Annotated in this window: 17 protein-coding genes; 4 read left to right on the top strand and 13 right to left on the bottom strand. The window is 71.7% G+C overall.

Annotated features, from left to right (window positions below; all coding sequences use genetic code 11):
- The first annotated feature begins 135 nt into the window (after window positions 1-135).
- The gene (locus tag ASF20_RS03810) at window positions 136-1,605 is read left to right on the top strand and encodes an AMP nucleosidase (RefSeq protein ID WP_210166839.1); all 1,470 of its coding nucleotides are present in this window, start codon (window positions 136-138) and stop codon (window positions 1,603-1,605) included.
- 99 nt (window positions 1,606-1,704) lie between these two features.
- Here the strand turns inward: ASF20_RS03810 and ASF20_RS03805 are convergent, their stop codons facing one another.
- Genes ASF20_RS03805 through ASF20_RS03755 form a run of 11 tightly spaced genes read right to left on the bottom strand, consistent with a single transcriptional unit; the run spans window position 1,705 to window position 13,595 of the window.
- The gene (locus ASF20_RS03805; protein ID WP_056270976.1) at window positions 1,705-2,985 is read right to left on the bottom strand and encodes an ATP-binding protein; all 1,281 of its coding nucleotides are present in this window, start codon (window positions 2,983-2,985) and stop codon (window positions 1,705-1,707) included.
- A 28-nt stretch (window positions 2,986-3,013) separates the two neighbouring features.
- Complete coding sequence (locus ASF20_RS03800) at window positions 3,014-4,051, bottom strand: lysylphosphatidylglycerol synthase domain-containing protein (protein ID WP_056270971.1); 1,038 nt, start codon at window positions 4,049-4,051, stop codon at window positions 3,014-3,016.
- 58 nt (window positions 4,052-4,109) lie between these two features.
- Window positions 4,110-4,820: a uracil-DNA glycosylase gene (locus ASF20_RS03795; protein ID WP_082501154.1), complete on the bottom strand. Its 711-nt coding sequence runs from the start codon at window positions 4,818-4,820 to the stop codon at window positions 4,110-4,112.
- The gene (locus ASF20_RS03790; protein ID WP_056270969.1) at window positions 4,810-5,574 is read right to left on the bottom strand and encodes a PIG-L family deacetylase; all 765 of its coding nucleotides are present in this window, start codon (window positions 5,572-5,574) and stop codon (window positions 4,810-4,812) included. The genes ASF20_RS03795 and ASF20_RS03790 overlap by 11 nt, the downstream gene beginning before the upstream one ends.
- 4 nt (window positions 5,575-5,578) lie before the next feature.
- Window positions 5,579-6,802: a glycosyltransferase family 4 protein gene (locus tag ASF20_RS03785; RefSeq protein WP_056270967.1), complete on the bottom strand. Its 1,224-nt coding sequence runs from the start codon at window positions 6,800-6,802 to the stop codon at window positions 5,579-5,581.
- Window positions 6,799-7,644, bottom strand: a complete 846-nt coding sequence (locus ASF20_RS03780) for a sugar phosphate isomerase/epimerase family protein (protein ID WP_056270965.1) — start codon at window positions 7,642-7,644, stop codon at window positions 6,799-6,801. The genes ASF20_RS03785 and ASF20_RS03780 overlap by 4 nt, the downstream gene beginning before the upstream one ends.
- A complete protein-coding gene (locus ASF20_RS03775; RefSeq protein WP_056212634.1) occupies window positions 7,641-9,230 on the bottom strand; it encodes a YcaO-like family protein in 1,590 nt (529 codons plus the stop codon). Before ASF20_RS03775 ends, ASF20_RS03780 begins: the two co-directional genes overlap by 4 nt.
- A 19-nt stretch (window positions 9,231-9,249) precedes the next feature.
- Window positions 9,250-10,266 carry a Gfo/Idh/MocA family oxidoreductase gene (locus ASF20_RS03770; protein WP_056270962.1) on the bottom strand — a complete coding sequence of 339 codons (1,017 nt, stop codon included), beginning with the start codon at window positions 10,264-10,266 and terminating at the stop codon, window positions 9,250-9,252.
- The gene (locus ASF20_RS03765) at window positions 10,266-11,450 is read right to left on the bottom strand and encodes a methyltransferase domain-containing protein (RefSeq protein WP_056270959.1); all 1,185 of its coding nucleotides are present in this window, start codon (window positions 11,448-11,450) and stop codon (window positions 10,266-10,268) included. The genes ASF20_RS03770 and ASF20_RS03765 overlap by 1 nt, the downstream gene beginning before the upstream one ends.
- Window positions 11,451-11,481: 31 nt before the next feature.
- Complete coding sequence (locus ASF20_RS03760) at window positions 11,482-12,405, bottom strand: hypothetical protein (protein ID WP_056270957.1); 924 nt, start codon at window positions 12,403-12,405, stop codon at window positions 11,482-11,484.
- Window positions 12,405-13,595 carry an inositol-3-phosphate synthase gene (locus tag ASF20_RS03755; protein WP_056270954.1) on the bottom strand — a complete coding sequence of 397 codons (1,191 nt, stop codon included), beginning with the start codon at window positions 13,593-13,595 and terminating at the stop codon, window positions 12,405-12,407. The genes ASF20_RS03760 and ASF20_RS03755 overlap by 1 nt, the downstream gene beginning before the upstream one ends.
- Before the next feature lie 314 nt (window positions 13,596-13,909).
- On the opposite strand from ASF20_RS03755, the gene ASF20_RS03750 reads away from it, so the two are divergent.
- The gene (locus ASF20_RS03750; protein ID WP_082501153.1) at window positions 13,910-15,097 is read left to right on the top strand and encodes a transglycosylase SLT domain-containing protein; all 1,188 of its coding nucleotides are present in this window, start codon (window positions 13,910-13,912) and stop codon (window positions 15,095-15,097) included.
- 1 nt (window position 15,098) lies between these two features.
- Here the strand turns inward: ASF20_RS03750 and ASF20_RS03745 are convergent, their stop codons facing one another.
- Both ASF20_RS03745 and ASF20_RS03740 read right to left on the bottom strand, forming a co-directional pair.
- Window positions 15,099-16,637, bottom strand: coding sequence for a DHA2 family efflux MFS transporter permease subunit (locus ASF20_RS03745; protein WP_244476318.1), 1,539 nt, complete (start codon window positions 16,635-16,637; stop codon window positions 15,099-15,101).
- Between the two features lie 98 nt (window positions 16,638-16,735).
- Window positions 16,736-17,971, bottom strand: a complete 1,236-nt coding sequence (locus ASF20_RS03740; protein ID WP_082501152.1) for an HlyD family secretion protein — start codon at window positions 17,969-17,971, stop codon at window positions 16,736-16,738.
- Between the two features lie 220 nt (window positions 17,972-18,191).
- Between ASF20_RS03740 and ASF20_RS03735 the strand changes: the two genes are divergently transcribed.
- Together ASF20_RS03735 and ASF20_RS03730 are read left to right on the top strand one after the other, a co-directional pair.
- Window positions 18,192-18,836 carry an HdeD family acid-resistance protein gene (locus ASF20_RS03735; RefSeq protein ID WP_056270948.1) on the top strand — a complete coding sequence of 215 codons (645 nt, stop codon included), beginning with the start codon at window positions 18,192-18,194 and terminating at the stop codon, window positions 18,834-18,836.
- 88 nt (window positions 18,837-18,924) lie between these two features.
- A complete protein-coding gene (locus ASF20_RS03730) occupies window positions 18,925-21,480 on the top strand; it encodes a PBP1A family penicillin-binding protein (RefSeq protein ID WP_056270945.1) in 2,556 nt (851 codons plus the stop codon).
- Window positions 21,481-21,492: the final 12 nt, after the last annotated feature.

Raw genomic sequence — 21,492 nt, 5'->3', positions numbered from 1 at the left:
ATCCCTCAGGCCGCGACGACGGCGGGAAAAGTCGCCGATCCTGCCCGCGTTCGCCTCCTGGGTGCGGCGGGTGTAAGACCCTGGGGACCGAGCGCCTGGGCAGGAGTCACCGTGATCCGCGACGAGTTGCGACCGATGGAATCCGTCTCCGATGCCGAGACCGCGGTGGAACGCCTGGCGGCGCTCCATGCGGGGGCGATCGCGGCGTTGCGTTCGGCCCTCGCGCGCTATCTCGATGGCGGCCCGCCGCCGGACGCGACGGAGCGGCTGCAGTTCCGCTATCCGGAACTGCGCCTCACCTACCAGCCGGCCGGGCCGATGCCGCAGGTCTCCCGGGCCACGGCCAAGCTCCAGGCCCCGGGCACCTACGCCACCACCGTGACCCAGCCGGACCATTTTCGCGGCTACCTGCTGGAGCAGTTGCGGCCCCTGGTTCGGGACTACGCCGTCACCCTGGAGGTCGGCCTCAGCGCCCAGGAGATCCCGTATCCCTACGTGATCGAGCCGGGCGCCGATCTCGGGCGCAGCGGCGTCACCCCGCGGGACCTCGCCACCTACTTCCCGGTGCCGCTGCTCTCGGTGGTGGGCGACGAGATCGCGGACGGGCTCTGGCAGGACCTGCCCGACGCGCCGCGCCCGCTCGCCCTCTTCGACGCGATCCGGACCGACTACTCGCTCCGGCGCCTGGTGCACTACACCGGCAGCGACTGGGGCGACGTGCAGCCCTGGATCCTGCTGACTAACTACCACCGCTACGTCGACGGCTTCATCCGCCACGGCCTGGAGCGCCTGGCGCGCGGCGACGAGGGGTTCGAGCGGATGATCCTGCCGGGCGGCGTCACCGTCTCGCGGGCGGAGGCCGCCACCGTCGACCCGGCGGCGCTGATCGCCGCCTCGCCCTGGCACAAGTACCAGATGCCGGCCTACCACCTCGTGGCGCGGGGCCCCGACGGCAGCCAGCAGGGCACGACCCTGGTGAACATCGGCGTCGGCCCCTCGAACGCGAAGACGATCACCGACCACCTCGCGGTCCTGCGTCCGCATTGCTGGCTGATGGTCGGCCATTGCGGCGGCCTGCGCCAGTCGCAGACCATCGGCGACTACGTCCTCGCCCACGGCTATTTCCGCCGCGACCGCATCCTCGACGAGCTGGTGCCGCCCGACGTGCCGGTGCCGGCCCTGGCCGAGGTGCAGCTCGCCCTCCAGGCGGCGGCCGCCCACGTCACCGGCGAGAAGAGCGAGGCCCTGAAGCGCCGGCTCCGGACGGGCACGGTCGTCACCTACGACGATCGCAACTGGGAGCTCCGCTTCAGCCAGGAGCGGCGGCGCATCAACCTGTCCCGCGCCATCGGCGTCGACATGGAGAGCGGCACCATCGCGGCGCAGGGCTATCGCCTGCGGGTTCCCTACGGCACGCTGCTCTGCGTCTCCGACAAGCCGCTCCACGGCGAGATCAAGCTGCCCGGCGCCGCCAACGCCTTCTACGAGCGGGCGGTGGCCGAGCACCTGCTCATCGGCCTCGCCGCCCTCGACAACCTGCGGGCCGAGCGCCACGGCCTGCATTCCCGCAAGCTGCGCAGCTTCGACGAGCCGCCCTTCCGCTAGAGCATTTTCGGTGATTTCCAGATCACCGAAAATGCCCTTTCTTATTGTGTGGTCGCGTTGTCTTCACGCGATCCGGCATCCCCCTTTCTTGAAAACGCTCTAGGCCGGCTCGGCGAGGACGTCCGGGGGCTCGACGGCCTCGAATTCCGGAAAAATCGCCCGCACGGTGGTGCCCGCGTCGGGCACGCTCTCGATCAGCAGGCGGCCCCGGTGCCGGTTGACGATGTGCTTGACGATGGCGAGGCCGAGGCCGGTCCCGCCCTGGTCGCGGCTGGAGGCGACGTCGACCCGGTAGAACCGTTCGGTCAGGCGCGGGATGTGCTCGGCCGCGATCCCCGGCCCGTGGTCGCGCACGGCGAGCTCGATGCTCGTCCGCCCGCTGGCCGCCTCGGTCTGGCGCCGAAGCGCGACCTCGACGCGCCCCCCGCTGCCGCCGTACTTCACCGCGTTCTCGATCAGGTTCTCGACCACCCGCAGCAGCTCGTCGCGCTCGCCCAGGATGGGGAAGGCGCCCTCGGCGGCGACGCTCAGCACCACGCCGCGGTCGCGGGCCAGCGGCCCCTGCGTGTCCACCATCTGCCGGGCGATCCGGGTCAGGTCGACGGGGTGCGTCGGCGGAACGTGCTCGCGCAGCTCGATCCGCGACAGCGACAGGAGGTCGTCGACGAGGCGCGCCATCCGCTGTGCCTGGGTCTTCATGATGCCGAGGAAGCGTTCGCGCGCCGGCGGGTCGTTGCGGGCCGGGCCCTGCAGCGTCTCGATGAAGCCCAGCAGCGAGGCCAGCGGCGTGCGCAGCTCGTGGCTGGCATTGGCGACGAAATCGACCCGCGTCGCCTCGAGGCGCCGGGCCGAGGTGAGGTCGCGCAGGAACAGCACCACGTTGGGCTGCCCGCCCACCACGCCGTCCGGCATCGGCAGGGCGCCGATCTGCACCTCGAAGGCGCGCTCGGTGGGGACGCGCGTGGCGTAGAGCGTCTTGAGCGGGGCGCCGGTGCGCAGCACCTCCTCGATCCCGTCGAGGACGTCGGGGGCCCGCAGGGCGAAGGAGAGCGGGTGGCGCAGCTTCAGGGCCGGCAGCAGGGCCCGGGCGGCGGGATTGACCTCGATCACCACCGCACGGCGATCCACGAGGATGACGGGATCGGGAATGTTGGCGAGGAGCGCTTCCGCCACCGAATGCCGGCTGGCCCCGGGGCTCTCGGTCACCCGCACGATGCGGGCCCGCCCAAGGCTGCCGATGACGCCGCCGAGGCAGAGGACGACCAGGGAAGCCGCGATCATCGGTCCGTCGAGGGTTCCCCGTCCGGCCGCGAACACCCCGAGTCCCACCGTCGCGACGGTGGCGGCGGTCCAGGATGATCGGCGTGCGCCCCGTGCCATGCGGACCCTCCCGGCTCAGCCCCGCGCCTCAGGCCCGGGCGTCCCGGGTGCGCTTGACGATCTCGTAGACGGTCAACATGGCCAGCGCGATGACGAAGGGCACGAGATAATAGCAGACCCGGAACAGCAGCAGCGATCCGAGCACCTGGTCCCGGGGCAGGCTCGACAGCGCGAGGAGGATCGTCGCCTCGAACACCCCGATGCCGCCCGGCGCGTTCGAGGCGATGCCCAGCATGGCCGCCAGGACGTAGATCGCCACGAAGGTGGTGAAGCCGATGGAGGTGCCCGCCGGGAGAAGCACGTAGAGCGTCGCGGCCGCCGCGCAGACGTCGCCGATGCCCACCACCATCTGGCTCAGGGAGACCGAGGCGCCCGGCAGTTCGAGCCGCCAGCTCTTCACCCGGACGTGGCGGCGCTTGAGGGAGACCCAGAGCAGGTAGGCCACCACGGCGAGGAGGGCGCCGAAGCCGACCCCCTGGTTCAGCGCGATGCTGGTGAAGGTGAGGGCGGCGAGCTGGCCGGCCTCGACGATGAGGCTGAGGCCCAGGACGACGCCCATCCCGAGCCAGAAGGTGAAGCCCGCGATCACCGTCAGGGCGGCGATCTTGGCCGCTCCCAGCCCCTTGCTCGAGTAGATCCAGTAGCGGATCGTCCCGGCCGTCAGGAGCGGGAAGCCGAGGGTGAAGCTGACGGCGTAACTCGTGAACGAAGCCAGGGCCGTCGTTCGGTACGGAACCTTCAGCTTGAGCTGCCGGAGGGCCAGGGCATCGTAGCAGGTGAGGAAGAGGTAGCTCAGGCCGACGAACAGGAAGGCGAAGCCGAGCTGTTCGGCCGAGGCGCCCGTGAAGGCCGCGTGCATCTCGGCCCAGGTGACCGTCTCGACGAGCTTCCACAGGACGAACAGCGAGCCCGCCAGGATGGCGAGGCTGGCGATGGTGCCGAGCCAGGCGTAGCGACCGCGCAGGCCGCCCTTCGGCGCCTCGGTCTCCGCCGCGTCGATCGGCGACGCCTCGGGCGCGAGCGCCTCGGCCGTCTCGATCTGCTTCTGCTGTCTCGCAAAGTTCATCGTGTCGGCGTCCGCCTCCGCTGGGCTCCCCGCGCACGGCCGCATCGGCGGCATGGGGTCAACCCGAGCTTGTGCCGGACCACGGCCCGTCGCCCGCATTTAGGGGCATCGGCCGGCAATTGCCAGCGAGGGAGGCGCAATGCCCACCGGCGATGCAGGCTTGCGCCTCCGCCAGCCCCGCCCGGATGCGCGCGGCGACGCTCGGCGCCGTGCAGACAAAGGTCGGGCTCGGATGCGGGATCGGGATCAGCCTCAAATCCGGACGCGACGCTTCGAGGTCCGACTGCGCGAAGCCCGCGACCCGTCCGGAGAGCACGACGACGCGCAGGTGCGGCAGCCAGGCGAGGAGGGGCGTCAGCCAGGGCAGAGCCTGCCGCACCTCGGACCGGCGCGGGGGCCGGTTGCGGGCGCCGGGGGTGTGGATGACCCACGGAATCGTGTTCCAGATCAGGGTGTCGCGGCGGGCGATCCCGGCCTCGGCGAGGAAGCGGAAGAGGTTGGCGGCGGTGCCCGTCGGGTTGTCCCGCGAGACGAGGCCGGTGCCGCGGATGCGCGGACCCGGCGTCTCCAGGAGCAGCAGCAGGCGGGCCGCGACGCCGCCGTCGAGGGGGTCGGGCTCGGGGACTTCGGCGCCCTGCGCCGCGGCGATCGCCCGGCCGAGGGCGCGGATCGGGGCGAGGTGGGGGCTGTCGAGCCGGGACTTGCGCGCGGCCAGGGTGACGGGGTCGCGCAGGCTCTTCGGTTCGGCGGGCGGCGCCTCAGCCGACATCGGCGACGAGGCGCCTCAGGCTTTCCGGCAGGGTGCCCTGCCGGCGGAAGCGCTCGCGCCCGTCCTCCTGCGCCAGGCGCCGGGCGAGGCCCTCGGGACCGCCGAACTGGAAGCCGAGCTGCGTCGCGTAGGCCGCGCAGGCCGCGCCCTTGGCCACCCGGCCCTCGGGGCCGAACCGGAATTCCGTCTCCGGCAGATCGGCGAAGCGCGGGCGCAGGGGCTCCTTCGGGGTCTGGTCGCGCACCGTGTAGGGAAAGTCGCGCCACCACAGGATCGGCGCGGTCGGCTCGGCCGCGTCCAGGGCGCGGACCACCTGGACGTGATCCACATGCCCGCCGATGCCCTGGGGGGCCAGGACGAGGTCGGGTGCCGTCTCGGCGAGGAGCGCTCGGATCGCGCGGGTCAGGTCGGGCACGATGGTGTCCTCGGCCCGCACCGCGCCGAACAGCTCCGGCGCCGAGCCGTAGCCGCGATGCGGCGCCTCGCGGAAGGGCCAATGGCGCGGGGGTGCGAGCAAAAGGGCGGCCACGGCTGCCGCATCCTCGGCCCGGCGCAGGTCCATGTAGTCGATCTCGGGCCCGAGCCCCTTGTCGGTCTGGCAGGCGAGGGCGAAGCGGGTCGGGTTCGCCACCGAGGCGGTGAACACCGTCACGATCTCGACCTGCCAACCCGCCCGGCCGAGGGCGTGGAGCAGCCCGCCGCAGGAGAAGGCGGCATCGTCAAGATGCGGCGACAGGGCGAGGGCGGTGGGCATCGGCTCAGAGCAGGTGCGGTTCGGCGCGGAAGCGGCAGGACGGGTCGTGCGGCAGGGTCGCGGCGAAATCGGTCGCCGGGCGCTCGTTCGCCACGCGCGCGTACACGTCCATGATCTGCCGGCCCACCGCCCGCCAGGAATAGACCTGCCGGCACTCGGCGAGCCCATCCTCGGCCAGGCGCCTGCGCAGGGGCTCGTCCTCGATGACGCGGGCCAGGGCCTCGGCCAGGGCCGGCACGTCGCCGGGCTGGACCAGGAGTCCGTTCTCGCCGTCGCGCAGGCAGTCCGAGACGCCGACCGCATGGGTCGAGACCACCGCGAGCCCGGCGGCCATCGCCTCCAGGATCGTGTTGGAGAATCCTTCCGCATAGGTCGGCGAGACGAAGACGTCCGCCGCCCGGTAGAGGTCCGGCACGGTGTCGTAGTCGGCGTAGCCGGTGAAGCGGATCTCGGCTTCCGAGAACTTCAGGTCCGCTGCGCGAGCCTTCGACGAGTCCACGTCCGGCCCGATGCCGGAGATGGTCGCTTCGAACGGGATGGCGCGGGCGCGCACCAGCGCGAGGGCGTCGATGAAGTCGAGGACGCCTTTCCGGCGGTCGACTCGGCCGTGATAGAACAGCCGCACCGGGCCGGGATGGTTATCGGGGCCGGGCGTGAAGCGCGCGGTGTCGACCGCACCCGGTACGATGGTGAAGCGGGCGGGGTCCGAGCCGAGCCGGTCGCAGACCTCGCCGACGAAGGAGGCGCCGCCGATCAGCAGGGCGTTGGCATGGGCCAGGACTTCGCACATGGCGACCCGGTGGGTCTCGCAGCACGAGCCGACCCAGTGGCCGTCGCCGCCCTGGATCGAGACCACGTTCGGCACGCCGAGGGCGCGCGAGGCCAGGAGCGTGGCCCAACCGGTGGGGTAGCCGTACTGCGCGTGCAGGATGTCGAAGGGCTTCTTCGCGTGCTCGGTGCGAATCGCCGCCACCATCGTGTCGATGTCGCGCTCGAAGTCGCCGCTCTCCTGCTCGCCGAGCTGTTCCAGGCCGATCACGGTGACGCCGGGGACGTCGGGCGGCGGGCCGCCGCCATAGACCCGGGTGCCGAAGGCGTCGCCGCGATACTGGGAGATCATCGTGACGTCGTGGCCGGCCTCGACCAGCTCGCGCAGCAGGTTCTGCGCGTAGACGCTCATGCCGGAGATCGCCGGGAAGTAGCGGCGCGAGACGAAGCAGATCCTCACGCGGAGGCTCCCGGGTTCGGATTGCGGCAATCGCGGAGGTATTTCAGCGAGGCCGGCACCATCAGGTCGGCGCGGTGGCTCTCGCGGGAGAGCTCGACGCAGATCAGCCGGTCGAACCGGATCGCCTCGAGGGCGTCCAGCACGCCGGGCACGTCCATGTCGCCCTCGCCGAAGGGCAGGTGGACGTGGATGCCCCGCGCCATGTCCTCGAGGGCCACGGTGCCGATGCGGTCGGCGAACTCGCCGACGGCGACGGCCGGGTCGCGCTCGCCGGTGACGAGGCAGTGGCCAGTGTCGAGGGCGAGCTTCAGGCCCGGCAGGTCCAGGGCGGCGTAGTCGTCCAGGGTCTCGATCAGCATGCCGGGCTCGGGCTCCAGGCAGGCGATGACGTTCTGCTCGGCGGCGTAGGCGACGACCTCGGTCAGGCCCTCGCGCAGCCAGGCCCTCGCCGCGTCGGGATCGATGCCGGGCTTCGGCACGCCGGCCCAGAACGAGACCGCCTCGGACTGCAGGATCGCCGCGATGTCGACGGCGCGCTTGAGGAAGCCGATGCGCCGCGCCCGGCCGGACGCGTCGCCGCTGACCAGGGTCGGCTCGTGCTTGGCTTTCGGGTCGAGGAGGAAGCGCGCGCCGGTCTCGATCACCGAGCCGAGGCCGAGGCGCTGCAGGCGGCTCGACACCCGCTGCGCCTCCTGCACCCAGGTCTCGGCGAAGGGGTCGAGGTGGTGGATGTCGAGGGTCAGCGCCACGCCCTGGTATCCGGACTCGGCGATGAGGTCGATCGCATCGTCCAGGCGGTGATGGGCGGTGCCGTTGGTGTTGTAGGCGAAGCGCAGGCTCATGCGGCGCGGCCCTGCTGGCTCAGGCGGAACGGCGCGTGGTGCGATTCCGGCTCGCGATAGAGCGGGTAGTGGGCGCCCACGATCCGGTCGGCCAGCGCGGTGTCGAACAGCGGCTGCCCGCCGAAGTGCTCGATCGCCTCCGGGGTCAGGCGCACGGGCTTCAGGGTGTCGGTGGCCTCGCCGAAGCGGATCAGTGGGTGGTCGCGGTCGATGAGCTTCTGCGTGTTGCGCGCGCCGATGCGGTGATAGCTCATGGTCTCGACCTCGAGCCCCGGCACGATGGCCTTGACCACGCCGACCCGGCCGCCGGGCGGCGAGCAGTCGACGTAGAGCACGTCGAACCCGGCGTCCTCCAGCCGTTCGCGGGCGATGCGGCCCCGTGCGTGCCCGTCCGGGGCCTGCGTCGTGGGCAACTCCGAAAAGCGCTTGGTGGCGCGCTCGGAATAGACGGTGTCGCGCAAGGTCGCGGCGATGCCCTCGGGGGGCTGCACGATCCATTCGAGCATCGCCTTGAGGGCGCGGCTCTCCTCCAGATCGAGGCTCGGCAGGGCCTTGTCGATGAAGGCCTTGACGTAGCCCGGGGGCGTGACCCGCTCGGCGAAGGCGAGCGGCCCGTGGCCGAAGGCCTTGCGCACGCGGGCGGCCTGGAACTCGAGCAGCGCCTTGCGCAGGGCCCGCTCGCGGTCCGGGTCGCAGGCCTCGCCGCAGGCCGAGAGCGCGATCGGCACCGGCGTGTCGGCGAGGTTCCGGTCGTAGCCGACGACGTAGAGGTTGGTCAGGCCGAACTGATCGGTGGCGAATTTCGGCAGGGCCTTGATCCCGAGGGAATCCAGCCGATCGAGCATGCCGCGCGTCTCCGGGCCGAGGCCCTCCGACAGGTCGAGCACCACCCCCTGGTCGAGGGCGCGGAACAGGAGGCCGTTGCCGTCGCGCTGCAGGAGTTCGAGCAGGCCGTGGCCCAGCGCGAAGTCGACGTCCGGCCCGGCGCCGAGACCGTTGGTGATGAGGTTGGTGAAAGGCTTGTAGCCCTCCGACAGCTCGAAATAATCGGTGGCGGCGATGTCGAGCGGCATCAGCACCGTCTCGCCGCTGCGGGCGCGGAGGGCGGGCGTCCATTCGAGGGTGGTGGCGCGCCCCACCGGGCTGCCGGCGGGCAGGCACAGGGTGAGGGGATCGGCCACCGCGCCGGCGCCGTAGACCCGCACGAGGTCGTCGTAACTGGCGCGCTCCTTCTTGCGCGGCATCACGGCGAGTGAGGGCATCAGGTTCTCGGCGATCTCCGCGACCGCGCCGATGATCGCCTCATCGTCGGTGGCGCCGTAACCGATGCCGCTCGGCATGGCGCCGACGAAGAACGGATCATCGAGGAACAGCGACACGAACCAGACCGGGATGCCGGTGCGGTCCAGCGGCGCCAGGGGGAAGCCGACGATGCGGCCCTCCGGCAGGATGTCGAGATAGGCGCGCACCGGCTCGGGCAGGGCGGCCGGCAGGCCCTCGATCCGGCGGGGAGCGCCGTGTGTGTAGGCGCGCGGTGCCTTGATCCGGCTGTGGCGGGCGCGGTCGTCCTGGTCCTGCTCGTTCACGGTCGTGCGTTTCCGTTGTTCAGGCCGACGCTTCGTAGGCGCGGGCCAGCAAGCGCATGGTGTGAAGGTCGCGCGTTGCGCTGTAGGCCTCGCGCTCCTCCGGTCGGCGCAGGGCCGAGCCGAAGGCCTTCACCTGTTCGAGGAAGGGCGAGGCCTCCCCATCGAAGGGCAGAGTTTCGGAGATGCCGGTTGACCCGTCGGTGAACGACAGGGTTCCGCCTGCCACCTGTCCCATCGTGTCGACGGCGGTGAGCAGGCCCTGGGTGCCGGTGACTTCGAGGCGCCGGCGCGGCAGGGCGTCCGGGCAATTGTAGGCGACGTGCAGGTTGGCAAGGACGCCCGAGGGCGTGCGCCCGATCAGGAGTGCACCGTCGTCGACGGCGTAGTCCTGCGCCCGCGCCTGGGTCAGGGCGGCCAGATCGTGGATCGATTCGTCGAGGAGAAAGTCGACGAGGTCGAGGCCGTGCGGGGCGAGATCCATCAGGGCGCCTCCGCCGGCCTTGGCCGGGTCGATGCGCCAGTTGTCCTGGCCCGCGAAGGAGGTCCAGGCGCGCGGCAGCCAGCAGGCATAGACGATGCGGATCGCCGTGACGGTGCCGAGGCGGCCCGCGCGGATGGCATCCCGCATGGCCCGGTGGGCCGGGTGGTGGCGCTGGTCGAAGGCGGTGCCGTAGAAGGTGTCGCCGCGCGCCAAGGCCGCGACCATCGCCTCGGCATCGTCGAGGGAGGCCGCCATCGGCTTCTCGCACAGGATCGCCTTGCCGGAGCCGGCCAGCGCCGCGATCGCCTCCCGGTGCAGGTGGTTCGGGGTGGCGACGTAGACCGCCTCGACCTCCGCGTCGTTCACGAGGTCTTCGAGCCGCGCGTAGGCCCGTGCGCCCTCGGCCTCGGCCGCCGCGCGCGAGGCCTCGCCCGGATCGGCGACGGCGACGAGCCGGTGCCCGGCCGCGCGGATACCCGGTGCCATGTAGTCGCGGGCGACCCAACCGTAGCCGACGATGCCCCAGGCGACGGGGCTCCGCTCCGAACCCCCCATCACCAGCGCTCCGGCAGGTCGACATAGGTCCGGTCACGGACCCGGTCGGCCTCGGGCGCGTCGAGGTCGCCCTGCCAATCCAGGGTGTCCGGCCCGGTGTAGGTCGACGGATAGGTGGCGCGGGCGGCGTACTCGGCCTCGTAGCGCTCGGACGGCCAGCGGATCGCGTGCCGCGCCCCGCCTTCGGAGAGGAAGAGCGGGTTGAGCCGAAGGCTCCGGCCGGGGCGCGGCACGGTGATGCCATCGATCACGCGGCGGGGGGCCGGGCGCATGCCGGGACCCGCCACCACCGAGAAGGCCTCGCAGGCGGTGAGGTCCTGGGGCTTGCGGGGGGAGGGGGCACGCCGCTCCACCATGGCCCGGGTCAGGTCGTCGTCGTCGTAGACGAGGCCGTCGGGGAAGAGCTCGTCGATCTCGGCGGCCGAGACGGCGCGCCCCGCCGAGAATCCCGGGCGGTCGCTATTGTGAATGTGGCTGACGGCGAGCCAGCCGTCGTCACCGGCATTCTGGCGCAGGCATTCCAGCACCTCGGTCTTGCGGTCGAGGAAGTAGAAGGCATCGTTGCAGACGACGAGGTCGACCGGCGCGCCCGGGATCGGCCAATGGGGCGAATTCGCATCGAAGCAGACGAGCTGGGCCGACTTGCCGACGACCCAGTGCCGGGCGACCCACAGCTTGGCGAAGACGACGTCGGCGCCCGCGACCTTGATGCCGCGGGTCTGGAATTCGCGCAGGTAGTGGCCGATGCCGCAGGCGAACTCGAACACGCAGACCGGGTCGTTCCAGTGGGCCTCGAGGAGCGTCAGCCCGGCCAGGAAGGTCGGGTCGGTCCAGCGATTCAGGAAGTAGTCGCCGACCCGGCCCCAGCCGAGGAGCCGCACCGCGTCGCGCAGCGAGCGTTTGTCCCGCTCGCGCACGAGTTCGTGGAGGTCCAGGGGATCGGCCGGCGGGCCCGTCCACCAGTCGTCCTGGTCGGCGAGGAGACCTTCGAGGGCGAGGTTCGCCTCGCCGGAATCGAGCAGCACCAGGGTTTGGGCCACGAGGTCGGCGCGGTTGGTCCGCAGGTAGGGAATGCCGTCGATCACGGGCCAGCGCGCCCCGCTCGCCCCGTCGCGGAGCGAGTGCGGGGTGTCGGCCTTGAGGGGCTCGCCGGTCTCCGGCGAGCGAAGATCGAAGGGGATCATGACGGGGCGCCCGCGCGGTCGCGAGGAAACATCACGGGATCTGCATGTCCTTGAGCACGCGGTCGTGGAAGCCCTTCACCGGACCCGCGTGGACGAGCTCCATCTCGTCGAGGACCGTGCCCATGGTCAGGGTCGCGGCCCGCAGATGCTGGGCGATCTGCAGGACGCGGTCGATGCAGTCAGCGGCGTGGAAGGCGCGGCCCTCCGCCGTGGCGTCGTCGGGCAGGACGGCACGCGCCCGCTCCACAGTCTCCCGCAGCCCGGGATCGAGTTCGTCCAGCGCCCATCGCGTGGTGCGGGCCATGATCGGCAGGAGGTGGTCGCCGAGGAGCATCTCGCCGGTGAAGCCGGCATCCGGCATCGCGGCGTTGTGGAAGTGGTGGGCCATGGCGGCCAGGAAGACCTGGGTCGGGTCGGCCCGGTAGAACGGACTCAGCACGACGCCGTAGACCGCCACCATCAGGCAGTGCTCGGCGTGGTTCTCCGGCGGCTCCAGCAGGATGCGGGGCTTGCCGGGGCAGGTGACGCCGGCGCGGGGCTGATGCGCCAGGGCGGCGACGAAGCCCGGGAGGGGCCCCTGCCCGAAGCCCGACGGCGCGCGCAGGGCCGCCCGGAGGCGGTCCCGCAGGCCGGATTCGACGCTGTCGGTGACGGCATCGAAGCCCGCCACCAGGACGTCGGCCGTTTCGCCCGCCTCGAGCCCCGCGGAGGCCAGGAAGGCCGCGTCGAGGTCGCAGAGGCGGGCGGCGGCGAGCGCCTTGGCGGTGATGTCGAGGGCCACGGCCTCCGGCGCGGCGCCCCCCGTGAGGGCGCTCCAGCCCTGCGCGAAGAGGCGCTCGGCGATGGAGCCGGTGCGCCCGGCGGAGTGCACGCGCTTGAGGTCGTTGACCTCGACGAGGAGGGCGCGAAGCGCCCGCGGGGCCGCGGGACCGGCGCCCTCCGTCTGGGCGATCATCAGTGGGCGCCGAGCCAATCGAGCAGCATGGTCTGCTGCTTGCCGAAATCATGCTCGGGGCCGTGGCCGTTCTTCACCATGGGCGCCTTGAAGAAGCTCGAGAGCTGCTCCTGGGGGCCGCCGTCGCCGCGCTTCTTGGCGAGGTCGAGAACACGGGCGATCTCGATGACGAGGGGGGCGGCCAGGATCGAGTCCTTGCAGAGGAAGTTGACCTTGATCTGCATGCGCTGACCCAGGAACCCGGTGACGTCGATGTTGTCCCAGGCTTCCTTGTCGTCACCGCGGGGACGGTAATAGTGGATGTGCACGAGGTGGTCCTCGACCGGGTAGCCGAGGATCGAGTCGAGCACCGTGCCCTTGGTGTTGAGCTTCGACTGGAGCGAGTCCTTGTCGTTCAGCGCGAGGCCGTCACGGTTGCCGAGGATGTTGGTGGAGAACCAGCCATCGACGTGCAGGGCGCGCGCCTTCAGGGCGGGGGCCAGCACCGTCTTCATCATGGTCTGGCCGGTCTTGCCGTCCTTGCCCGCCACGGGGACGTTCAGGTCCTTGGCGAGTTCGAGCAGGGCCGGCACGTCGGCGGCGACGCTGGGGGTGAAGTTGGCGTAGGGAACGCCGCTCTTGATCGCCGCGTAGGCGTAGAGCATCGCCGGGCTGATCGACTCGTCGCTGCTGTCGAGGCCCTTCTCGAAGGCGGCCGTCGAGTTCAAGGTCGGGTCGGAGAGGTCGGGCCAGCGCTCGGTGGAGGCGAGGTTGATCACCACGACCTCGTCGAGATTGCTCTCGGCCTTGAAGCGGCGCAAGTCGTTGGCGATGACGGAGACCGCCTCGCGGTGGTCCTTGGCAACGATGCGGTTGGCACCCTCGATGTTCTTGCAGAACTTGGCGCTGCCGACGGCCGGCCAGGGCTTGATGCCCTTCAGAACCTGGGCGCCATTCTCGATATCCTGGGCGTTGAGGACACCGTGGCCGGTAGCGGCGGAGGCGAGGTCATCGTCGTTCAGGTCCCATCCGCCGAACACGAGGTCCTTGTAGTCGGCCATCCCGGCGACGGGGACGCCCGCGAGGGGCAGGCCATCAAGGCGGTTCGATCCGGATTTAATCATCTCGATGCCTGCGATGGCGGTGGTGGCGACAGCGCCACCCATGCCAACGAACGCAACGCCGACGCGGCGACCGGTCTGCATGCTCATTGGGAAACGGCTTCCTTCTTCAGGCGAACGGGAGCCTGTCCCAACCTGGGGGCCGTTCCGCTCAGCCCTCACTAACTGGGCTTCCGGGGTTGCGTTCCAACCCTGGCCAGGACGCCTTTTTGACGCGGTGCGCCTGAACGGCCTCCGAACGAGGCGTTAAAAATTCGTAAATACAAGAGCTTAACCCAACGTTAAGCCTGCCATCGTTGAATCACGGAGCTGTCCCATTCTGGTCACAGCAGCCGGCGAGACGTCCCCTCGCTGAACGACAACGAAGCCGCGCCCGACGAAGGCAGCGGTACGAACAAGGACCAATGATGGGGGTTTTCCCGGAGCCGGCGCTCTGCGCCGACGACGTGAGCCGTCTCGTGCCCAACGAGACCTTCAACGCAGATCTGACCGTGGCGTGGCTGCCGCGGACCGAGCGCAGGACGCGCCGGACCTTCGCCACTCTCCGCCGCCGGACCCTCGCGACGCTCGTCACAGGCGCGCTGCTGGGCGGCGCCCTGCCGCAGAACGCCCTGGCCCCCGCCGCGGCGGCCCATGACCGGATCGACGAGCGCGCCCTGACGGCGCAGACCCTCATCCGGGAGCAGTCCGCGCCCGCACCTGAAGCCCCCAACGCGGCCGACTGGGCCGGGGTTCCGGTGCTCGAGCAGGAACCCGCGACGCTGTCGCTGATCGAGAGCGACCTCGCGGCCCTCGCCCCGAGCCGCGACGCCGCCGGCGCCGAGCGCCTGCGCTTCGGTGACATGGCCGTGCCGCGCGAGATCGTCGACACCATCCTGCGGGCCGCCACCGAAACCGGGGTCGATCCCGCCTACATGATGGCGCTGGCCGACAAGGAATCGAGCTTCTCGACCACGGTGAAGGCCTCGACCTCCTCCGCCGAGGGCCTGTTCCAGTTCCTGTCGGGCACCTGGCTCGAACTCATCCGCACCTACGGCGCCCGCCACGGCCTCGCCGACGAGGCGGCGGCGGTGAAGGGGCGCGGCAGTGCCATCACGATCGCCGACGAGGCGGTGCGGACCCGCGTGCTGCGCCTGCGCCAGGACCCCTACGTCGCCGCCCTGATGGCGGGCGAGCTCATCAATCGCGACAAGGGCCGGATCGAGCAGCGCATCGGCCGCGACCTCTCCACCGCCGAGCTCTACTTCGCGCATTTCCTCGGCACCGCCAGCGCCGGCCGCTTCCTCGAACTCACCGCCGAGAAGCCGGGCCAGGTCGCCAAGCAGGTCTTCAAGGCCGCGGCAAAGGCGAACCGGAGCCTGTTCACCGAGAAGGCCGGCAAGGGCCGCCGCAGCCTCACGGTCGCCGAGGTGCGCGAGAAGATCGGCGGCATGATCGACCGTCGCCTCGACCGCTACGAGGGCGTGGCCGCCCTGGCGGGACCCGAGCTGAAATCCGAGGTCACCCTCATGGAGATCGAGACCGACGCGGCCCCCACCCCGGCGCCGGCCGCGCGCGTCCACGTCACCGAGGCGACCACGCCGGCCGACTGACTCAGTGCCCGGCCGGCGCGCGCCCGCCGAGCTTGACCTTGCTGAGGATCATCGCGAGCGGCACCGCCGCCCCCGAAACGAGGCAGAGCGACCAGAACACGTCGATGTAGCCCCAGTACGCCACCTGGGTCTGGAGCTGCTGGCCGATCCAGGCGATGGCCTGGTTCTGCGCCTCGACGCCGGACGCCCCATGGGCCTGGAAGTACTGCGTCGCCGCCCGCAGGGTCTCCTGGTAGTTCGGGTTGGCGCCGGAGATGCTCTCCCCGAGCCGGCTCTGGTGGAATTGCTGCCGGTAGGCGAGCACGTTCTGGGCGAGGCTCACGCCCATCGAGCCGCCGACGTTGCGGGCGACGTTGATCAGCGCCGAAGCCTGGTCGGTCTGCCCCTTGTCGATCCCCTCGTAGGAGGCGGCGGTGATCGAGATGAAGATCATCGGCAGGCCGATGCCGATATAGATGCGCGACCAGGCGAAGAACCAGAAGCTGGTGTCGCCGTAGAGGCGCGTGAGGTCGTACATCGCCGCGGAGACGATCGCGGCGCCCAGGGCGATGAGGTATTTCGGCTGCACCTTGCCCGAGATCCGGCCGATCACCAGCATCATGAACACCGTGACGAGGCCGCCGGGCGCCAGGACGAGGCCCGCGAGGGTGGCGGTGTAGCCGTAATATTCCTGCACCAGCTGCGGCACGAACTGCGTCGTCGCGATCAGGATCGCGCCGGTGGCCATCATCACCAGGAAGCACGCGCCGAACTGGCGGCTGCCGAGGAGCCGGAGGTCCACGACCGGGTTCTTCCGGGTCAGCTCCCAGGGGATCATCGCCACGAAGGCGACGACGCAGATCGCCGCGAACACGATGATGAAGGTCGAACCGAACCAGTCCTTGCGCTGGCCCTCGTCGAGCACGACCTCGAGCGACCCCAGGAAGGTGGCGACGAGGAGGAATCCCACGAGGTCGAAGCGCACGCCGGCGCGGCGCAGGCGACGCCGCTCCGCCGCCGCCCCCGGCGGGTCCTCCAGCAGCACGTGCATCAGCCCGAGGGCGATCAGGCCGATGGGGCCGTTGATGAGGAAGCACCAGTGCCAGGAGACGTTGTCGGAGAGCCAGCCGCCCAGCGTCGGGCCGATCACGGGTGCCACCACCACGGCGAGGCCGTAGAGGGCGAAGGCCTGGCCGCGCTTCGCCGGCGGGAACGAATCGGCGAGGATCGACTGGGCCAGCGGCGCCATGCCGCCCCCGCCCAAGCCCTGGAGCACGCGGAAGACGAGGAGCGATTCGAGGTTCCAGGCAAAGCCGCACAGCACCGAGGCCACGGTGAAGAGCGCGATGCTCCACATGAAGAACGCCTTGCGGCCGAACCGCTTGGCGAGGAAGCTCGAGGCCGTGAGCACGATGGCGTTGGCCACGAGATAGCTCGTCACCACCCAGGCGGCCTCGTCGGGGCCCACCGCCAGGCCCCCGGAGATGTAGCGCAGGGCCACGTTGGCGATGGTGGTGTCGAGCACCTCCATGAAGGTCGCCAGCGAGACGACGAGGGCGATCGCCCAGGGGTTGTGCCCGCCCGGCGCCTTGGCGGAGGCCCCCGACGCGCCGCTCGCCTTGCCCCCCGCCTTGCCCCCCGCCTGCGAAGCCGCACCGCTCACCGGACGTGGACCCGCGGCACGATCGACATGCCGGGGCCGATGGCGACGTCGGTGGGCCACTGGTCGACGACGATCTTCACCGGGATGCGCTGGACCACCTTCACGTAGTTGCCGGTGGCGTTCTGGGCCGGGAGCAGGCTGAAGGCGGTGCCGGAGCCGGGCTGCACGGACTCCACGTGGCCGGTGATCTTGCGCTCGGGATAGGCATCGATCGCGATGTCGGCGTGCTGGCCCGGCCGCATGTCGGTGATCTGCGTCTCCTTGTAGTTCGCGATCACCCAGATGTCGTCGGGCACGAAGGTCGACAGCGTCTGCCCGGCCTGGGCGAACTGGCCCTTGGCGCCCGACAGCTGTACCAGCCGGCCCGGCTGGGCCGCCGTGACGGTGGTGTAGCCGAGGTTTAGTTCGGCCTGCGCCACCTGGGCCTTGCCGGTGGCGAGGCTGGCCTCGGCCCCCGCCTTCTGCGCATTGAGCGCGCCGACCTGGGTGCGCGCCGCGACGACGTTCGCCCGCGCGCGATCGTAGGCGGCCTGCTGCTGGTCGAGGGTCGAGGACGAGGATTGCGAGCGCTGGATCGTGCCCGCCCCCTTCTCGGCGAGGTCCCGGTAGCGGGCCGCATCCTCCCGGGCGAATTTCAGCGAGGCCTCGGCCTGCGTCACCTCCGCCTGGGAGGCGGCGACCTGCGCCTTCTGGCCCTCGATCTGCGCCTCGAAGTTGCGGATCGAGGCCTCGGCCGAGGCGACCTGCGCCTTCGCCTGCGCCAGGGCCACCGCGTAGTCGCGCCGGTCTATCTGGAAGAGAACGGCCCCGGTCTCGACATGCTGGTTGTCGGTGACCGGCACGTCCACGATGTAACCGGCGACCTTGGGCGCGATGGAGAATTGCCGCGCATCGACGAAGGCGTCGTCGGTGGATTCGAACGGGTGCAGGCGGGTCAGCCAGTAGACGTAGGCGCCGGCCGCCACGGCGACGACCGCCACGGTGATGCCAAGGGCCCAGAACGGATGCCGGCGCAGGATGTTCGGCTTGCTGTCCGCGTCGGACTCCTCGCCCGAGCCGGACTTCTCGGGCGAGCCGGACTCCGCGCCCGGCTCGGTCTCGCCGGGGGGCGCCTCTCCGGGGGACCTCGTCGCGGACGCCGTCTCCTGCGGATCGGCCCCTTCCGGGTCGGAGGGCCCCACCGCGTCGCCCCGTGCGGGCTGGCGCCCCACAGCCTGCTGATCCTGAAGCATCGACGAACCGTCCGAACGCATCCAGGGGCCGCGCGATCGAAACCGCGCCGCCCGAAACTCCCGCCTCGGCGACAACAAGAAGTAGCGCCGGCGATAGTTCCCAGTGCGCATGACGTTTGCGGGCCCCGTCCGCGGCCCGACGGAACGTCCGAAATCCGGCGCGCGTTTTCGGGTTTGACGGGCCGGATCCCGGTTCGTCCGCAACCTGCAGGAGGCGCGTATGACAGCCGGTTCTTCCCTGTCGCCACCGGGTGCCGCCGGTCCGGGCGGCCTCGACCGTCTCGACGCGATGAGCACGGTGCTGGCCCGCAATTGGTGGTTGATGGCCCTGCGCGGGGTCGTCGCGATCCTGTTCGGGCTGATCGCCTTCGTGGCGCCGGGCGCCTTCGTCCTTTCCCTCGTGCTGTTCTTCGCCGCCTACATGCTGGTGGACGGCATCGTCGGCGTGATCGCCTCGGTGCGGGCCGCCCAGCGCCACGAGCGCTGGGGCTTCCTCCTCCTCGAAGGGCTCCTCGACCTCGTCGTCGGCGTCGCGGCCGTGCTCGTCCCGGCGGCAGCCGTCTGGGCCTTCGTCTACCTCGTGGCGTTCTGGGCCCTCGTCACCGGCGGCCTCATGGTGGCGGCGGGCTTCCGCCTGCATGCCCATTACGGGCGCTGGTGGCTGGTGCTCGGCGGCGTCGTCTCGATCCTGTTCGGCATCGCGCTCCTGGTCGATCCCGGCATGTCGGCCCTGGTCCTGACCTGGTGGATCGGCAGCTACACGATGGTGTTCGGAATCCTGCTGGTGCTTCTGGCCTTCCGCCTGCGCGGCCGCCACGCGGAGGCGGGCCGGCCCGGCCCCCTGGGGCGCCCCGGAACGGCGTAGCTTTGGCCGCGCGAGATGGTCTAGAACCGGCGGGACACCGCGGGGCGCTTCGCCGCCCGAGCCCCGCCCCCCGTGACCATGGCCCGCGATGACCTCCCCCGACCCGGAACGCCCGCGCCCCGCGCGGGTCGACCCGCCCCGGCCCGCCCCTGAGCCCGAGCCCCGGAGCGCCGCCGGGCCGGACAATGCGGACACCCGCGCCGCGGCGCGGGAAGCCGCGGCGGCGGCGCGGACCCTCGGCCGCCAGCTCGGCGTGCTCGCCGTCGGTGCGGCACGGGGTGCCGGACGCCGGGCCGCCGGCGCGGCGCGGGCGGCGGGGCCAGCTTGGCGGGGATGGGCTGACCGCATGCGCCCCCGCGCGCCGGCCGGACCTCCGCCCCCGTCCACCGCCGCGCCTGCGGCGGGGCCGACGCCCGCGCCCGCACGCGCGCCGGCGCCCCGCGCCGCCGGCTGGCCGGCCCGGCTCCGCCGCCATCCCTGGCGCGCCGCGGCCCTGGCGGTCGTCCTGCTGCCGCTGCTGGCCCTGGCCGGGCTCGTCCTCTACAGCTTCGCCACCCTGCCGCCCCTGGGCGGCGTGGTGCCGGAAGCGGGCCAGCGGGCGCTCACCGTCGAGGCCGATGACGGCCGGGTCTTCGCCACCCGCGGGGCGTTCCAGGGCCAGAAGCTGACGGCGGCGGAGATGCCGGCCCATCTCGGCCAGGCGATCATCGCGATCGAGGACCGGCGCTTCCGCTCCCACTGGGGCCTCGACCCGCGCGGCTTCCTGCGCGCCCTGTACCGCAACGCCGTCGGCGGCGGCGTGCGTGAGGGCGGCTCGACGATCACCCAGCAATATGCCCGGCTCGTCTCCCTGAACCAGGAGAAGTCGCTGCGCCGCAAGATCCAGGAGGCGTTCCTGGCCCTGCGCGTCGAGGCGACGATGTCGAAGGACGAGATCCTGCTCGGCTACCTCAACACCGCCTATTTCGGGGCCGGCGCCTACGGCGTCGATGCCGCCGCCCGGCGCTACTTCGGCAAGGGGGCCAAGGCCCTGACCCTGCCGGAGGCCGCGATGCTGGCGGGCCTCGTACGCGCGCCCTCGCAGCTGGCCCCGACCCGGAACTTCGGCGGCGCTAAGGAGCGCGCCGACGTGGTGCTGCAGACCATGGTGGAGACCGGCGCGATCACGGCCGCCGAGGCCGACAAGGCCCGCGCCCAGACCATCACCCTGCGCACGCCCCCCGAGACGCCGCCGGGCACCAACTACTTCCTGGACATGGTCTCGGCGGAGTCGAAGAAGCTCGCCGACGCGCCGGGCGACGTCACCGTGCGCACCACCCTCAACCTCGACCTGCAGAGCCTCGCGGAGGGCGTCGTCGCCCGCCGCCTCGACGCCGAGGGGCCCAAGAAGAAGGCCGGCCAGGGCGCCATGGTGGTGCTCAACAAGGAGGGCGCGATCCTCGCCCTGGTGGGCGGGCGCGACTACGAGGACAGCCAGTTCAACCGCGCCACCCAGGCCAAGCGCCAGCCCGGCTCGCTGTTTAAGCTGTTCGTCTACCTCACGGCCTACGAGAACGGCTTCAACCCCGACACGGTGCTGGTCGACCGGCCGATCCAGATCGGCGACTGGGAACCGCAGAATTCCACGGGCCGGTTCAAGGGCGCGATGCCCCTGCGCAGCGCCTTCGCGCAGTCGATCAACACGGTGGCGGCGCAGCTGGCCGACGAGGTCGGCATCCCGGCGGTCATCGCCACCGCCCACCGGATGGGCGTGACCGCGGAGCTGCCCAACGTGCCGAGCCTCGCCCTCGGCTCGGCCGAGGTGACGCTGCTGGAGATGACCCGCGCCTATGCGGGCGTGCTGGCCGGGGCCGCGCCGGTGGACACCCACAGCGTCCACGCCATCCGGGGCGCTCAGCCGCAGCCGCTCTACCTGCGCGCCGACGCCAAGGGCGGCACCGCGATCCCCACCGAGGCCCGGGCGATGATGCTCGACTCCCTCCAGGCCGTGGTCGACGGCGGCACCGGCAAGGCCGCCCGGGTCGCCGGCCTGCCGGTGGGCGGCAAGACCGGGACGACCCAGGACTATCGCGATGCCTGGTTCATCGGCATGACGCCGGACCTCGTCGTGGGCGTCTGGGTCGGCAACGACGACAATGCCTCCATGAACCGCGTCGGCGGCGGCGATCTCCCGGCGAGCATCTTCCACGACTTCGTCCAGCGGGCGACGGCGCAGCTGGCCAAGGGCCGCAAGCGCCCCTCGGCGGCGCGGGGCGAGCCGGCCCGGGCCGAGCCGGCGCCCGCCCGCGAGGTCGCCGCCAGCGCCGCCGCGCCCGGCATCCGCGGCGTACCGGAGGTGGTCGACACCGGCACCCTGGCCTTCCGCGGCCGCACCGTCCGCCTCCTCGGGGTGGAAGGGGAGGGCGGGGCGCTCGCCCGGCAGCTCGCCCGCTACCTGCGCCGCCGCGAGGTGACCTGCGCCCCCGCCTCCGGGGCCGAGGCGGCTGGCGAGCAGCTCCGCTGCCAGATCGATGGCGACGACCTCGCCGCCCTGATCCTCACGGCCGGCGGCGCCCGCGCCGCCGAGGACGCGCCGGCCGACCTCCTCGCCGCCGAGGAGCAGGCCCGCTCCGAGCGCGCCGGCATCTGGGGCCGGCGGCGGTAGGGGCCGGAATCC

Origin of the sequence: Methylobacterium sp. Leaf88 (genome assembly GCF_001422795.1) — a bacterium.
In the GTDB taxonomy this organism is placed as follows: domain Bacteria; phylum Pseudomonadota; class Alphaproteobacteria; order Rhizobiales; family Beijerinckiaceae; genus Methylobacterium.
Note: the sequence above shows the minus strand (reverse complement) of the source record. Positions and strands in the feature narration are given on the sequence as shown.